This window comes from Mycobacterium novum, from assembly GCF_010726505.1.
Classification (GTDB): Bacteria; Actinomycetota; Actinomycetes; order Mycobacteriales; family Mycobacteriaceae; genus Mycobacterium; species Mycobacterium algericum.
In genome coordinates, this window is the sequence record NZ_AP022562.1 from 2,509,211 (window position 1) to 2,523,091 (window position 13,881).

At 69.7% G+C, this 13,881-nt stretch carries 13 protein-coding genes; 8 read left to right on the forward strand and 5 right to left on the reverse strand.

What is annotated here, in order from left to right; all coding sequences use genetic code 11:
- Positions 1-31 precede the first annotated feature (31 nt).
- On the reverse strand, positions 32-568 hold the full coding sequence (locus tag G6N19_RS11530) for a hypothetical protein (protein ID WP_013830799.1): 537 nt from the start codon (positions 566-568) through the stop codon (positions 32-34).
- 270 nt (positions 569-838) lie between these two features.
- On the opposite strand from G6N19_RS11530, the gene carD reads away from it, so the two are divergent.
- The 3 genes from carD to ispF are packed head-to-tail and all read left to right on the forward strand — an operon-like array spanning position 839 to position 2,480.
- Complete coding sequence (gene carD / locus G6N19_RS11535; RefSeq protein ID WP_013830798.1) at positions 839-1,327, forward strand: RNA polymerase-binding transcription factor CarD; 489 nt, start codon at positions 839-841, stop codon at positions 1,325-1,327.
- 14 nt (positions 1,328-1,341) lie between these two features.
- Complete coding sequence (gene ispD, locus G6N19_RS11540; RefSeq protein WP_041318966.1) at positions 1,342-2,007, forward strand: 2-C-methyl-D-erythritol 4-phosphate cytidylyltransferase; 666 nt, start codon at positions 1,342-1,344, stop codon at positions 2,005-2,007.
- A complete protein-coding gene (gene ispF, locus G6N19_RS11545) occupies positions 2,004-2,480 on the forward strand; it encodes a 2-C-methyl-D-erythritol 2,4-cyclodiphosphate synthase (protein WP_013830796.1) in 477 nt (158 codons plus the stop codon). The genes ispD and ispF overlap by 4 nt, the downstream gene beginning before the upstream one ends.
- 16 nt (positions 2,481-2,496) lie before the next feature.
- Here the strand turns inward: ispF and G6N19_RS11550 are convergent, their stop codons facing one another.
- Positions 2,497-3,192, reverse strand: a complete 696-nt coding sequence (locus tag G6N19_RS11550; RefSeq protein WP_041318963.1) for a hypothetical protein — start codon at positions 3,190-3,192, stop codon at positions 2,497-2,499.
- 126 nt (positions 3,193-3,318) lie between these two features.
- On the opposite strand from G6N19_RS11550, the gene cysS reads away from it, so the two are divergent.
- The 3 genes from cysS to G6N19_RS11565 are packed head-to-tail and all read left to right on the forward strand — an operon-like array spanning position 3,319 to position 6,560.
- Positions 3,319-4,728, forward strand: a complete 1,410-nt coding sequence (gene cysS / locus G6N19_RS11555; RefSeq protein ID WP_013830794.1) for a cysteine--tRNA ligase — start codon at positions 3,319-3,321, stop codon at positions 4,726-4,728.
- A complete protein-coding gene (rlmB, locus tag G6N19_RS11560; RefSeq protein ID WP_013830793.1) occupies positions 4,729-5,670 on the forward strand; it encodes a 23S rRNA (guanosine(2251)-2'-O)-methyltransferase RlmB in 942 nt (313 codons plus the stop codon).
- A 29-nt stretch (positions 5,671-5,699) separates the two neighbouring features.
- A complete protein-coding gene (locus G6N19_RS11565; RefSeq protein WP_408632500.1) occupies positions 5,700-6,560 on the forward strand; it encodes a glycerophosphodiester phosphodiesterase family protein in 861 nt (286 codons plus the stop codon).
- Here G6N19_RS11565 and G6N19_RS11570 read toward each other — a convergent pair.
- Genes G6N19_RS11570 through kstR form a run of 3 tightly spaced genes read right to left on the reverse strand, consistent with a single transcriptional unit; the run spans position 6,557 to position 9,336 of the window.
- On the reverse strand, positions 6,557-7,807 hold the full coding sequence (locus tag G6N19_RS11570) for an ArsB/NhaD family transporter (RefSeq protein WP_193464970.1): 1,251 nt from the start codon (positions 7,805-7,807) through the stop codon (positions 6,557-6,559). The genes G6N19_RS11565 and G6N19_RS11570 overlap by 4 nt on opposite strands.
- On the reverse strand, positions 7,798-8,718 hold the full coding sequence (locus G6N19_RS11575; protein ID WP_193464971.1) for an MBL fold metallo-hydrolase: 921 nt from the start codon (positions 8,716-8,718) through the stop codon (positions 7,798-7,800). Before G6N19_RS11575 ends, G6N19_RS11570 begins: the two co-directional genes overlap by 10 nt.
- 12 nt (positions 8,719-8,730) lie before the next feature.
- Positions 8,731-9,336 carry a cholesterol catabolism transcriptional regulator KstR gene (kstR, locus tag G6N19_RS11580; RefSeq protein WP_013830789.1) on the reverse strand — a complete coding sequence of 202 codons (606 nt, stop codon included), beginning with the start codon at positions 9,334-9,336 and terminating at the stop codon, positions 8,731-8,733.
- A gap of 282 nt (positions 9,337-9,618) precedes the next feature.
- On the opposite strand from kstR, the gene G6N19_RS11585 reads away from it, so the two are divergent.
- Entirely contained in the window at positions 9,619-11,757 is a 2,139-nt protein-coding gene (locus G6N19_RS11585; protein ID WP_193464972.1) for an acyl-CoA dehydrogenase, read from the forward strand.
- 51 nt (positions 11,758-11,808) lie between these two features.
- Positions 11,809-13,875, forward strand: coding sequence for an alpha-1,4-glucan--maltose-1-phosphate maltosyltransferase (locus G6N19_RS11590; RefSeq protein ID WP_193464973.1), 2,067 nt, complete (start codon positions 11,809-11,811; stop codon positions 13,873-13,875).
- Positions 13,876-13,881: the final 6 nt, after the last annotated feature.

A 13,881-nucleotide genomic window follows, 5' to 3' on the forward strand; every position in this document is an offset into this window, starting at 1 on the left:
GTCCGACAGCGAGCGCCGGCGACGCGGTCGGTCAGTGGTGCGAAAGTACGCCGGCCGAGATCGGCACGGCGATGCGGACGGGGCCCGCGTTTTTGAAGTCGAACGTGAAGTCGTAGGTCAGCCCGTTGGAGATCGCCTTGTCCAGCGTCACCGTGGCCGCTGCGGTGCTGGCGTTGCTGACCTCGGACAGCGCCTTGGAGGCGGGCGCCGTGGGCAGGTCCGGGCCGGCCGGGGCGCTGACCACCAGGACGCCGCCGGCGGGCACCGACCTGCCGCCGACCACCGACACCTTGCCGATCGAGCTGCTGATCCCGGTGAGCTCCTCGCCGGTGTCCGTCGACTGGTTGGTGGCGACGAACAGCAAATCGACCGTCTGGCCGGCCTCGAGCGCGTCACCGTCCTGCACCGCCTGGATGCGCACGTCACGCAGTGCCAGATCCCCGACGGTCGCCGAGGTGCCGTTGACCGCGGGCGCCTGGTCGGCGGACTGGGAGATCTGGCCGGTACCGCAACCGGCGAGTGCCGCGGCGACGGCCAACGCGGTGACGACCCTGTTGAACCGGTTCACTTGAGGCCTCCTGCTCGGCGCGGCGGTTTGTGACTATGCACTGTAGTAGCACGCTTACAGCGGCGGTAGTTCAGGGTTGGGGCTCGCTTGAGCGGGTGCCCCGGGGCGTGATCGAGCGCCCCGAACCGGCCCATCGTGGCCCACGTCATGCATGGTTTGACCTTGCTGTCAAGCCCCCGCCCGGGGCTGCGATGCCCCTGACCTGCACCGTTGTTCGTCCGGTGGCTGAGCGACGTGTTAGCATGGGGTAGCGAAAGGGGCTCAAATCAGATGATCTTTAAGGTCGGAGACACCGTCGTATATCCACACCACGGTGCAGCGTTAATCGAGGCGATTGAAACCCGGACCATCAAAGGCGAGCAGAAGGACTATCTGGTCCTGAAGGTGGCGCAGGGCGACCTCACCGTTCGAGTTCCCGCTGAAAATGCAGAATATGTCGGCGTGCGCGACGTGGTCGGGCAGGAGGGCCTCGACAAGGTCTTCCAGGTACTGCGCGCCCCGCACACCGAGGAGCCGACCAACTGGTCGCGTCGTTACAAGGCCAACCTGGAAAAACTCGCCTCCGGCGACGTGCACAAGGTAGCCGAAGTGGTCCGCGACCTGTGGCGTCGCGACCAGGAGCGCGGTCTGTCCGCCGGGGAGAAGCGGATGCTGGCCAAGGCGCGCCAGATCCTGGTCGGTGAACTGGCCCTGGCCGAGAACACCGACGACGCCAAGGCGGAGACCATCCTCGACGAGGTGCTGGCCGCGGCCTCCTGACCACCGGAGTATCGGTGGCAAGCACAGTTGCCGTGGTTCCGGCCGCGGGTTCGGGTGTTCGGCTCGGCGCCGGGATTCCCAAGGCGTTCTTTCTGCTCGGCGGGCAGACCCTGGTCGAGCGCACCGTGGCGGTCTTGCGGGAATCCGGCGTCGTCGATCAAGTGGTGGTCGCGGTACCGCCGGACCGCACCGACGAGGCCAAACTGATCCTGGGCAGTAAAGCCATGGTTGTCGCCGGCGGTGAGAACCGCGTCGATTCGGTTCGCCTGGCGCTGGCGAGCGCCGGCGATCCCGACTTCGTATTGGTCCACGATGCCGCACGACCGTTGACCCCGGTGGACCTGGTGGTCCGGGTGGTCGAGGCGCTGCACGCCGGGCAACGGGCGGTGGTTCCCGCGTTGCCGGTGCCCGACACCATCAAGGCGGTCGACGCCAACGGGGTGGTGCTGGGGACCCCGGAGCGGGCCGGCCTGCGGGCGGTGCAGACACCGCAGGGGTTCGCCGCGGACCTGCTGTTGCGCGCCTATCAGCAGGCCGGCGCGGGCACCCAGTTCACCGACGACGCCTCGATGGTCGAGCACATCGGCGGCCAGGTCCAGATCGTCGACGGCGACCCGCTGGCCTTCAAGATCACCACCGCGTTGGACGCGGTGCTCGCCGAGGCGGTGCTGAACCGGTGAGCGCGCTGCCGCGCGTCGGGGTGGCCACCGATGTGCATCCCGTCGAGCCAGGGCGGCCCTGCTGGCTGCTGGGGTTGCTCTTTCCCGGCGCCGACGGCTGCGCCGGCCACTCCGACGGCGATGTGGCCGTACACGCGCTGTGTGACGCGCTGCTGTCGGCGGCAGGGTTGGGGGACCTGGGCACGGTGTTCGGCGTCGACGAGCCACGCTGGGCGGGGGTAACGGGGGCCGTGATGCTCGGCCATGTGCGCGGGTTGCTCGGCGAGAGCGGATTCACGGTCGGCAATGCCGCGGTGCAGGTCATCGGGAACCGGCCGAAGGTGGGGCCGCGCCGCGCCGAGGCGCAACAACTGCTGTCCGAACTGCTGGGGGCGCCGGTATCGGTGTCGGCGACCACCACCGACGGGCTCGGGCTGACCGGCCGCGGTGAGGGGCTGGCGGCGGTCGCCACCGCGCTGGTGGTGCCGGGCTAGTTCGCGCGGGCGGGTCTCAGCAGACGCCGAAGATGCCGCCGATGATGCCGCAGGCGATCTCGCCACCGACGTTCACGCCGGTTTCGGCAGCGATTCCCGGCAGCTCGCCGCCCAGGCTGGCGGCAAGGTCGCCCGCGGTGTCGGCCGCGGTCTGGCCGGCCAGATCCGCGGCCGCCTGGCCGGCGGCATCGGCCGTAGCGTCGGCAACGTCGGCGCCCAGCATGGCACCGGTGTCGGTGAGCGCACCCGTCAACACGTCAGGGTCGAGGGTCAGATCGAGATTGGCCAGGTCACTGGCGATCGGAGCCGCCAGGCCCCAGGCGTCGGTGGCCGCCGCCGAACCGGCGAAATCCGTAGCCGCGGCCGAAGCGGCCTCCGCGCCGGTGGCCGGGGCTCCCCCGACAAGACTGGTCACACCCGACATCAGCATCGGTGCGAGCATCATGGGCGCGTACATCGCCATCATCGGGCCCATCATCGCCATCGAGCTGCCGATGGAGGCGCCCATGCCGCCGGCGCCGGCGGTCGTGGCACCCGCCGTGGTGGCCTGCTCGGCGTGCTGCTCGGCTACCTGCTGCTCGGCTGCTGCCTGCTGCTCAGCCGCCTGCTGCTCAGCGGCCAGCGTCGGCTCATCGGCGTACGCCAACCCTGTACCCGCGATTGTGGCCGCAGCCAGGAGCGCACCGGAGACTGCCACCAGACGTTTACTCACTGCCGCAATATATGCCACCCGTACCCACCTGTCCACCGATGCGGTCGTGAGTATCGATTCCTGGGAAATACCTGGTAGAGACGGTCGCGCCGGTCGCCCATCACCGGCCCGGTAAGCTGGCCCGTCGTGACCGATGGCCCCAGCCTGCGACTGCACGACACGGCAACCGGCGCCGTGCGTGACTTTGTCCCGCTGCGGCCCGGTCAGGTGTCGATCTACCTGTGCGGCGCGACCGTTCAGGCGCCGCCGCACATCGGCCACGTCCGCAGCGGGGTGGCGTTCGATGTGCTGCGCCGATGGCTGACCGCCCGGGGCTACGACGTCGCCTTCGTTCGCAACGTGACCGACATCGATGACAAGATCCTCACCAAGGCCGCCGCGGCCGGCCGGCCCTGGTGGGAGTGGGCCGCCACCTACGAGCGGGAGTTCACCGCCGCCTACGACGCGCTGGGCGTGCTGCCGCCGTCGGTCGAACCGCGTGCCACCGGCCACATCACCCAGATGATCGAGCTGATCGAGCGGCTGATCGACTCGGGCCACGCCTATCCCGGCGGCGGCGACGTGTATTTCGACGTGCTCAGCTATCCCGAATACGGTCAGCTGTCCGGTCACAAGATCGACGACGTGCACCAGGGCGAGGGTGCGGCCACCGGTAAACGCGATCCGCGTGACTTCACGCTGTGGAAGGGCGCCAAGCCCGGCGAGCCCAGCTGGCCGACGCCGTGGGGCCGGGGCCGCCCCGGCTGGCACCTGGAGTGCTCGGCGATGGCTCGGACCTACCTCGGCCCCGAATTCGATATCCATTGCGGTGGAATGGATCTCGTTTTCCCGCACCACGAGAACGAGATCGCTCAGAGTCGTGCCGCCGGTGACGGATTCGCCAACTACTGGCTGCACAACGGCTGGGTCACCCTCGGTGGCGAGAAGATGAGCAAGTCGCTGGGCAACGTGTTGTCGATGTCGGCGGTGCTGCAACGGGTTCGGCCCGCCGAACTGCGCTACTACCTGGGCAGTGCGCACTACCGCTCGATGCTGGAGTTCTCCGAGACCGCCCTGCACGACGCCGTCAACGCCTACGTCGGCATCGAGGACTTCCTGCACCGGGTGCGCAGTCGGGCCGGTGCGGTGGCCGTCGGCACCTGGACGCCCCGGTTCGCCGCCGCGCTCGACGACGACCTCTCGGTGCCGATCGCGCTGGCCGAGGTACACCGGGCCCGCGCGGAGGGCAACCGGGCCCTCGACGCCGGCGATCACGACGGCGCGCTGGCATCCGCCGGCGCCATCCGCGCCATGATGAACGTGCTGGGCTGCGACCCGCTCGACGAACGGTGGGAATCGCGCGACGAGACCTCGGCGGCACTGGCGGCGGTCGACGTGCTGGTGCGTGCCGAACTGCAACGCCGGGAAACCGCTCGCACGGAACGGGATTGGCAGCTGGCCGACGAGATCCGCGGCAGGCTCAAAGACGCCGGCATCGACGTCACCGACACCGGGGACGGCCCGCAGTGGTCGCTGCTGCTCGACGGGGCGGGCTAGATGGCCGGCAACTCCAAACGCAAGGGTGCGGTGCGCAAGCCCGGTACCAAGAAGGGCCCGACCGTCGGTTCCGGCGGGCAGCGGCGTCGCGGGCTCGAGGGTCGCGGCGCCACGCCGCCGGCGCACCTGCGCGAGTATCACCCGGCCGCCAAAGCCGCCAAGCGCGCCGCCAAGCAGCGGGCCTATCGGACCGCCAAGCGCACCGACGAGAACGAAACCGTGCTGGGCCGCAACCCGGTGCTGGAGTGTCTGCGGGCCGGGATCCCGGCCACCGCACTGTATGTCGCACTCGGCGCCGAGGCGGATGAGCGCTTGACCGAATCGGTAACGAGGGCAGCCGATTCCGGGCTGCCGATCCTGGAGGTCCCCCGGTCGGACCTGGACAAGATGACCACCAACGGCCTGCACCAGGGCATCGCGCTGCAGGTGCCGCCGTACAACTACGCGCACCCCGACGACCTGCTGGCCGCGGCGCGGAAGGATGTCGCGCCCGCGCTGCTGGTTGCGTTGGACAACATCTCCGACCCGCGCAACCTCGGCGCCATCGTGCGGTCGGTGGCGGCATTCGGCGGTCACGGCGTGCTCATCCCGCAGCGCCGGTCCGCGTCAGTCACGGCGGTCGCCTGGCGCACCAGTGCCGGTGCGGCGGCCCGTATCCCGGTCGGGCGCGCACCCAACTTGACGCAAACTCTCAAAGGGTGGGCGGACCGCGGCCTGCAGGTGGTCGGGTTGGACGCCGGCGGTGACACCGTGGTCGACGAGTTGGACGGGACCGGACCGATGGTGCTGGTCGTCGGCTCCGAGGGTAAAGGCTTGTCCCGGCTGGTCCGACAGAACTGCGATGCGATCGTGTCGATTCCGATGGCCGGGCCCACCGAGTCGCTCAACGCGTCGGTGGCCGCCGGGGTGGTGCTGGCCGAGATCGCCCGCCAGCGACGGTGATCCGTCGCGCTGCCGTCGCGACAGTGGCGGTGGCTGCGGTGCTCGCCGGCTCCCCGGTTGCGGCGCAGCCGGCGAGTTTCGATCTGCAGGCGCATCGCGGCGGGCGCGGCGAGACCACCGAGGAGTCGCTGCGCGCGTTCGCCAAGGCGATCGAATCTGGGGTCACCACTTTAGAACTGGATATCGTGCTGACCCGAGATGCCCAGCCGCTGGTCTGGCACGATCTGGTGATCGAGCCCGCCAAGTGCGCCGATACCGGGCCGGTCGTCGCCGCAGACCCCGACTACCCGTACCTGGGCAAGCGGGTGGCCGACCTCACCCTGGCCCAGCTGCGCACCCTGGACTGCGGTCAACCGCTGCCGGAGTTCCCCGATGCGGAAGTGGTGCGCGGCAACGTGATCGGGACGCTGCCCGAGGTCTTCGCCCTGGCCGACTCCCACCGCTCCGGCGTGCGCTACAACATCGAGACCAAGGTCGACGGCGGCAACCAACGGCAGATCGTCGAGGTGATCCTGGCGGCGGTGCGGGCCGGCGGCAAGCTCGACGCCGTCGAGATCCAGAGCTTCGACTGGCGCACCCTGTCGCTGGTGCGCGCCGCCGAGCCGGCCATTCCGCTTGTCGCGCTGTGGGAACGGGGCCCGGACCCGATCACCGGCGCCGCGGCCGTCGGTGCCGACGGGGTGTCCCCGGATCACCGGATCGTCGACCGGGCCTTCGTCGAGCGCGCCCACGCCGCCGGGCTCAGGGTGGTTCCGTGGACCGTCAACGATGCCGACGCGATGCGCCGGCAGATCGCCGCCGGGGTCGACGGGTTCATCACCGACTACCCGAGTCGGGCACGCGCGGTGCTGGCCGAGTCCGGTATGCCGCTGCCGCCTGCGACCGGTTAGGCGCCCAACAGCCGCGCGCCGGCCCACAGCGCCAGCACCGCGGCCAGCAGGGTCGGCGGAACCGTGCACAGCCCCAGTCGGGTGTACTCGCCGACACCGGCCGGGACGCCATACCGGCGCAGCACCCGGCGCCACAACAAGTTCGACAATGAGCCGGCATAGGTCAGGTTGGGGCCGATGTTGACCCCGATCAGCACCGCCAGCACCGCCACCGGGCCGGCGGGTGCCACCAGCGGCGCCAGCACCAGCGTGGCGGGCAGGTTGTTGACCAGGTTGGCCAGCACCGCGGCCACCGCCGCCACGCCGAGCAGCGCCGCGAGCCCGGAGCCCGCCGGCAGCAGCGCACTCATCCGGTCGCCCAGACCGTTGTCGACGACCGCGCGCACCACCACACCGAGGGCCAGGACGAACACCAGAAGGCCCGCGTTGGCGGCCCGCAGTATGCCGACCGGGGTGCTGCGCCGCAGCACCAGGCCGCGTCCGGCCAGCACGGTGGCGCCGGCCACCGCCGCCCACGCGGGCGCCACGCCGAACGTCTCGGCGACCACGAAACCGGCCAGCGTCAGACCCAGCACCACCAATGCGAAGACCGGGACCGGGGGAGGCGGGCCGGCCCGCAGGTGCTCCGGCGTCGCGCGCAGATCGGCGCGGAAGAACCACCTGAAGATCAGGTAGACCACCGCCGTCGCAACGAGCCACGGCGCCGCCATCAGCGCGGTGAACCGCACGAACGACAGGCCGGTCGCCTGGAAGGCCAGCAGGTTGGTCAGGTTGGACACCGGGAGCAGCAGTGATGCCGTGTTGGCCAGGTGCGCGGTCGCATAGGCGTGCGGGCGTATCGGCGCGCGGCGGCGCCGGACCATCATCAACACCACCGGGGTCAGCAGCACCACCGTCGCGTCCAGGCTCAATACCGCGGTCAGGCAGGCCGCGATGACGAAGACCCGGCGCAGCAGGTGCTGTGGCGGCCCGACATCGGCGCGGGCCATCGCCGCCCCGGCCGCCTCGAACAACCCCTCGTCGTCGCAGAGTTGTGCCAGCACTAGCACCGCACCCAGGAACGCGACGACGTGCAGCAGCGTGGCGACTTCGGCTGCCGCGTCGTGCACCGAGATCGCCCCGGTCGCGATCAGGATGGCCGCGGCCGGCACCGCCGCGAACAGTTCCGGCCAGCCTCGCGGTCTGGCCACCGCGAAGCCCAGCACCACGACGAGCAGCAGCAGTGCGAGTATCGGATTCAGCGCCACGGGTCTTCGCGCCGCCACACCGTGGGAAGGTGCAGCGCGACGCCGTCGGCCTCGGCCAGCTCGCAGAGGATCCGCATCGAGAAATCCAGATCATCACCGGCGTAGGGCAAGGCAAGCAACGGCTTTGACAGTGGCCGGAAGAAATCGTCCCAGTGGGTCAACACGACCGTCTTCGCGCCGACGGTGCGCACCGTCTCCGACCAGTAGTCGACGAGGTATTGACGGGGTTGCAGGCCGAGTTGGCCCACACCCAGGTACACCACCTCGGCGCGGTGACCGGCCAGCGCGCCGGGAACGAACCCGGCGCTGCCGACGATCAGCAGGCCGTGCCCCGAGGGCCGGTGGGTCACCAGCGCCGACCATGCCTCACCGCACTTGTAGGCCGACGCCTTGACCGGCGGAACCACCGCGGTGGTGATGACACCGGGGAAGCGGTCCGGCGGGCAGTGCCGCGACTCGACCAGGGTGACGTCGTAGGCGCCCAGCGTGATGGGTGTCCCCGGAACGGCAACGATCAAGCGATCGTCTGAGAGCCCTTGGCCGCGGCCGATATTGGCGGCAGACTGACCACCAACCAGTGCTGCACCGGTGCGTTCGGCCACCACCGCGGAGTCCAGCGCGTGATCGATGTGGGTGTGCAGGGGGATCAGTGCGGCCAGCTCACGCGCCCCGGCCCGGGCCAGGCAGCCGTCGATGCGAGCAGCCGACGGCGACACCTTGCGCAACGCCACCCGGATCAGACCCGGACGCGAGAAGTAGCCGTCGGTCATCAGCGCCGACGATCCGTCGTCGATCAGCATGCTGGTCACGCCGAGCCACGTCACCCACAGCGGTGCGTCCGGCGCCGCGGCCGGGACGGTGAACCGGTGCGCGTACCTGCCGATGTCGGGGCGGCCGGGCTTGAGACGCATCGGCGGGCGGGGTCAGACCTTGGGGCTGTCGTCGTCGCCGATCAGCAGCCGCACCGCCAGGTCCAGTCGCGTGGTGAAGTCGGTCGCCGACGCCCGCCGGGTCAGCCAGGCGAGCAGGTTGGACAACCACACATCGGAGATGACCCGCGAGATGTGGTACTGCTCCTCGGTCGGCTCGCCGTCGCTCATCGCCCCGGCGAACATCGAGTCGATCAGCTTCTGGACGTGGTCGACCTCACCGGCGGCCGACGCGTCGGCGAAAACGTAGGCCCGGGTCATGGCTTCGGTGAGCAGTGGGTTGCGCTGCATGGCGCGGTTGAGTTTGTTGACCACGAGGTTGAGCCGCTGATGCCGGGTGGTTTCGGCGTAGGTGGCCGGGTCGGGCTTGGTCTCGACGCGCGCGATCTCGCGGCCCATCGCCGAGACCAGCAGGTGGACCTTCGACGGGAAGTACCGGTAGAGGGTGCCCACGGCGACGTCGGCGCGGTCGGCGACCGCACGCATCTGCACCGCGTCGTAGCCGCCCTTGGAGGCGATGGCCAACGTGGCGTCCAGGATGCGCTTGCGCCGTTCCCGCTGCGCCTCGGAACCGAGGTCGGACTCGGTCAGCACGGCCACGCTGGTGACCTCGCGGGGCTGGATGCCGGCTCCGCGGCCTGGGTTGCTGTCGGCTGGTGACGACATGAGAGGGGCAGCTCCTTCAGTTGGCCTACTCGCCAGTAACGATACGCATCGCGTAGCTGAATCTCTCACTCCCAACACCGGCGGGACGTGATGTGTCCTGCCACAATGGTTCGACTTGACGTTTGGACGCTGGCACTATTAGAACACGTTCTAGTGAGCGTGGTGGGTCTTCTCACCACCGAAATTCCATACCGCCATGAGCCCGAGGAGTCCAGCGTGTCAGCGAATACCACGGAGACCAGTGCCGCCGACCAGTTCGCCGCCCGCGAGCTGGTCCGTGACTGGGCCGCCGCAGCCGGCACCGCGGAGGCGATTCGCGCCGTGGAACTCGGCGAAACCGACGCCTGGAAACCGGTTTTCGCCCGGCTGGCCGAGTTGGGTCTATTCGGGGTGGCCGTCCCCGAGGAGTGCGGGGGCGCCGGCGGCCGGCTTGAAGACCTGTGCGCGATGGTCGACGAGGCCGCCAAGGCGCTGGTGCCGGGTCCGGTGGCGACCACCGCGCTGGCCACCCTGGTGGTCGCCGATCCCCAGCTGACCGAAGCCCTGGCAGTCGGTGAGCGGATCGCCGGGGTTGCGATCGACGCCAGCCTGCACTTCGACGCCGCGGCCGGGAAGGTCTCCGGCACCGCCGAGTGGGTGCTGGGAGCGACCGCTGACGCGCTGCTGGTGCTGCCGGCCGGGCAGGACTGGGTGCTGGTGGATTCCCGGGCCGACGGGGTCGATGTCGAGCCGCTGATCGCGACCGACTTCTCCCGACCGCTGGCGAAGGTGACGTTGTCGGACGCGCCGGCCGTAATTCTGGAGTCGGGCGGCCGCGTGGAGAACCTGGCGGTCACGGTGCTGTCCGCCGAGGCGGCCGGTGTTGCTCGCTGGGCACTGGACACCGCCGTCGCCTATGCGAAGGTCCGTGAGCAGTTCGGCAAGCCGATCGGCAGCTTCCAGGCCGTCAAACACCTGTGCGCCGAGATGCTGTGCCGTGCCGAACAGGCGGCGGTGGCGGCGGCCGACGCGGCTCGCGCCGCCTCGGACTCCGATCAGCAGCAGTTCGCAATCGCCGCCGCGGTGGCCGCCGCGATCTGCATCGATGCCGCCAAGGCCAACGCCAAGGACTGCATCCAGGTGCTCGGCGGCATCGGCATCACCTGGGAACACGACGCCCACTTGTACCTGCGTCGGGCCTACGGCATCGGCCAGGCGCTGGGCGGACAGGAGCGCTGGCTGCGCCGTACCACCGCGCTGACCCGGGCCGGGGTGCGGCGCCGGCTGGAGCTCGACCTCGACGACGCGGCGAGCGACATCCGGCCCGAGATCGCCGAGGCGGCGGCCCGGATCGCCGCGCTACCCGAGGAGCAGCGCCAGGTGGCGCTCGCCGAATCGGGCCTGTTGGCGCCGCACTGGCCGGCCCCCTACGGCCGCGCCGCCGGGCCCGCCGAGCAGCTGGTGATCGACCAGGAGCTCGCCGCCGCCGGTGTCGCGCGCCCCGATCTGGTGATCGGATGGTGGGCGGCACCGACGATCCTCGAGCACGGCACGCCCGAACAGATCGAGCGCTTCATCCCGGCCACCCTGACCGGCGAGGTGTTCTGGTGCCAGCTGTTCTCCGAGCCGGGCGCCGGCTCGGATCTGGCGGCGCTGCGAACCAAGGCGGTCAAGGTCGACGGCGGCTGGCGACTGACCGGGCAGAAGGTGTGGACCTCGCGGGCGGACGACTCGCAGTGGGGCATCTGCCTGGCCCGCACCGACGCCGACGCGCCGAAACATAAAGGCATCACCTATTTCCTGCTCGACATGTCCGCCGAGGGCATCGACATCCGGCCGCTGCGCGAGATCACCGGTGATGCGCTGTTCAATGAGGTCTTCCTCGACGACGTGTTCGTGCCCGACGAGATGGTGGTGGGCGGCGTCAACGACGGCTGGCGGCTGGCCCGCACCACGTTGGCCAACGAGCGGGTCGCGATCGCCGGCGGCACCGCGCTGGGCAACCCGATGGAGGAACTGCTGAAAGCCCTGTTCGGCGGGCAGCACGATCGGGAACCGGACACCGCCACCGCCGACCGGCTGGCTCGGCTGATCATCGCCGCCCAGGCGGGTTCGTTGCTGGATCAGCGCATTGCGCAGCTCGCCGTCGGCGGCCAGGATCCCGGCTCGGAGTCCTCGGTCCGCAAGCTGATCGGGGTGCGCTACCGCCAGGACCTGGCCGAGTATCGGATGGAGGTGGCCGACGGGGCCGGCGCCGTGGCCGGGCGCCCGGTGCACGACTTCCTCAATACCCGCTGCCTCTCGATCGCCGGCGGCACCGAACAGATCCTGCTGACGCTGGCCGCTGAACGGCTGCTGGGGCTGCCGCGCGGGTAGCTTCCCGGCACTGCGGGTACCCCCCTGTCGGAAACGCAGCCGACGAACGGAGTGGTGGTGCCGGGCCGAATCGAGGTCGATGGCGTTACGCCGGTTGTGTCCTGCGGCAGGTATCCCGCCAAAGCCGTGGTGGGCGAGGTGGTACCGGTCGAGGCCGCCGTCTGGCGCGACGGACACGATGCTGTCGCGGCCACCTTGGTGGTGAGCTACCTCGGCCGCGACTACCCGGCACCCCCGGGTCCGCACGGGCTGGACCAGGACGCCCCGGAGGGCCGTGCCGCATGCCCGCGAACCGAGCCACTGCTGGTAGCGATGACGGCCGGTGCGCAACCCTACGTTTTTCACGGTCAGTTCGTTCCCGACCAGATCGGGTTGTGGTCGTTTCGGGTCGACGGCTGGACCGATTCGATCCGCAGCTGGCGCGACGCGGTGCTGGCGAAGCTCGACGCCGGCCAGGGCGAAGCCGAGCTGTCCAACGATCTGTTGATCGGCGCCGAGTTGTTCGACCGTGCCGCCGCGGCGGCACCGGTCGGCAGCCGCCGGCCGCTGTCGGTCGCCGCCGCCGCGTTACGCGACCCCGGCGATCCGCTGACCCGGTCGGCGCCGGCGTTGTCGGACGACGTCGCCGAGCTGCTCGGCCGCTATCCGCTGCGTGACCTGCTCACCCGGGGACGACAGCAGCTGGTCTGGGTGGATCGGCCGCTGGCCCGCTTCAGCGCCTGGTATGAGATCTTCCCGCGCTCCACCGGCGGCTGGGACTCGGCAGGAAACCCGGTGCACGGCACGCTGGCCACCGCGGCAGCAGCGCTGCCGCGCATCGCCGGGATGGGGTTCGACGTGGTGTACCTGCCGCCGATCCACCCGATCGGAAAGATTCACCGGAAGGGCCGTGACAACAGCGCTGTCGCCGAGTCGGGTGACGTCGGTTCACCGTGGGCGATCGGCAGTGACGAGGGCGGTCACGACGCGGTTCACCCCGCCCTGGGGTCGCTCGAGGATTTCGACCGCTTCGTCGCCCGGGCACGCGAGCTCGGTTTGGAGGTGGCCCTTGACCTGGCGTTGCAGTGCGCGCCCGATCACCCGTGGGTTCGCCGTCATCGCCAGTGGTTCACCGAGTTGCCGGACGGGACGATCGCCTACGCCGAGAACCCCCCGAAGAAATACCAGGACATCTACCCATTGAACTTCGACAACGATCCGGCCGGCTTGTACGCCGAGGTGCTTCGGGTGGTGCAGCACTGGATCAAGCACGGAGTCAAGGTGTTTCGGGTCGACAATCCGCACACCAAGCCGCCCGACTTCTGGGCGTGGCTGATCGCGAAGGTGAAGGCCGCCGATCCGGACGTGTTGTTCTTGTCCGAGGCGTTCACCCCGCCGGCACGCCAGTACGGCCTGGCCAAACTCGGTTTCACGCAGTCCTACACCTACTTCACCTGGCGCACGTCCAAGGCCGAGCTCGTCGAATTCGGCGACGAGATCGCCGAACTCGCGGATTTCCGCCGTCCGAACCTATTCGTCAACACACCGGACATCCTGCACGCCAGCCTGCAACACCACGGTCCCGGCATGTTCGCGATCCGGGCGGTGCTGGCGGCGACGATGGGCCCGTCGTGGGGGGTGTACTCCGGTTATGAGTTGTTCGAACACCGAGCCCTGCGTGAAGGAAGCGAAGAATACCTTCACTCGGAGAAATACGAGGTGCGGCCACGCGATTTCGTCACCGCCTTGCAACAGGGCCGATCGCTAGAACCGTTCATCGCGCGACTCAACGCCATTCGCCGCAGTCATCCCGCGCTGCAGCAACTACGAACCCTGCACTTCCACCATGTCGACAACGATGCGCTGTTGGCATACAGCAAGTTCGATCCGGTGAGCGGCGACACGGTGCTGGTCGTGGTGACGCTGAACGCGTTCGCCGCCGAGGAGGCGACGCTGTCGCTGGACATGGCGGCGTTGGGAATGCAGTCCTACCAGCGTTTCTGGGTGCGTGACGAGATCAGCGGGGAGGAATACCAATGGGGACAGCAGAATTACGTACGACTCGACCCGGGCCGCGCGGTCGCCCATATCGTCAACATGCCGGTGATGGGCGCCGGCGTGCGAGCCGGCCTTGAGTGAGGGGAA

What these genes read in the sequence shown, in the direction of transcription:
- carD (WP_013830798.1), top strand. Translation starts at nt 839, where the DNA reads ATGATCTTTAAGGTCGGAGACACCGTCGTATATCCACACCACGGTGCA.
- rlmB (WP_013830793.1), top strand. Translation starts at nt 4,729, where the DNA reads ATGGCCGGCAACTCCAAACGCAAGGGTGCGGTGCGCAAGCCCGGTACC.
- G6N19_RS11575 (WP_193464971.1), bottom strand. Translation starts at nt 8,718, where the DNA reads ATGCGTCTCAAGCCCGGCCGCCCCGACATCGGCAGGTACGCGCACCGG.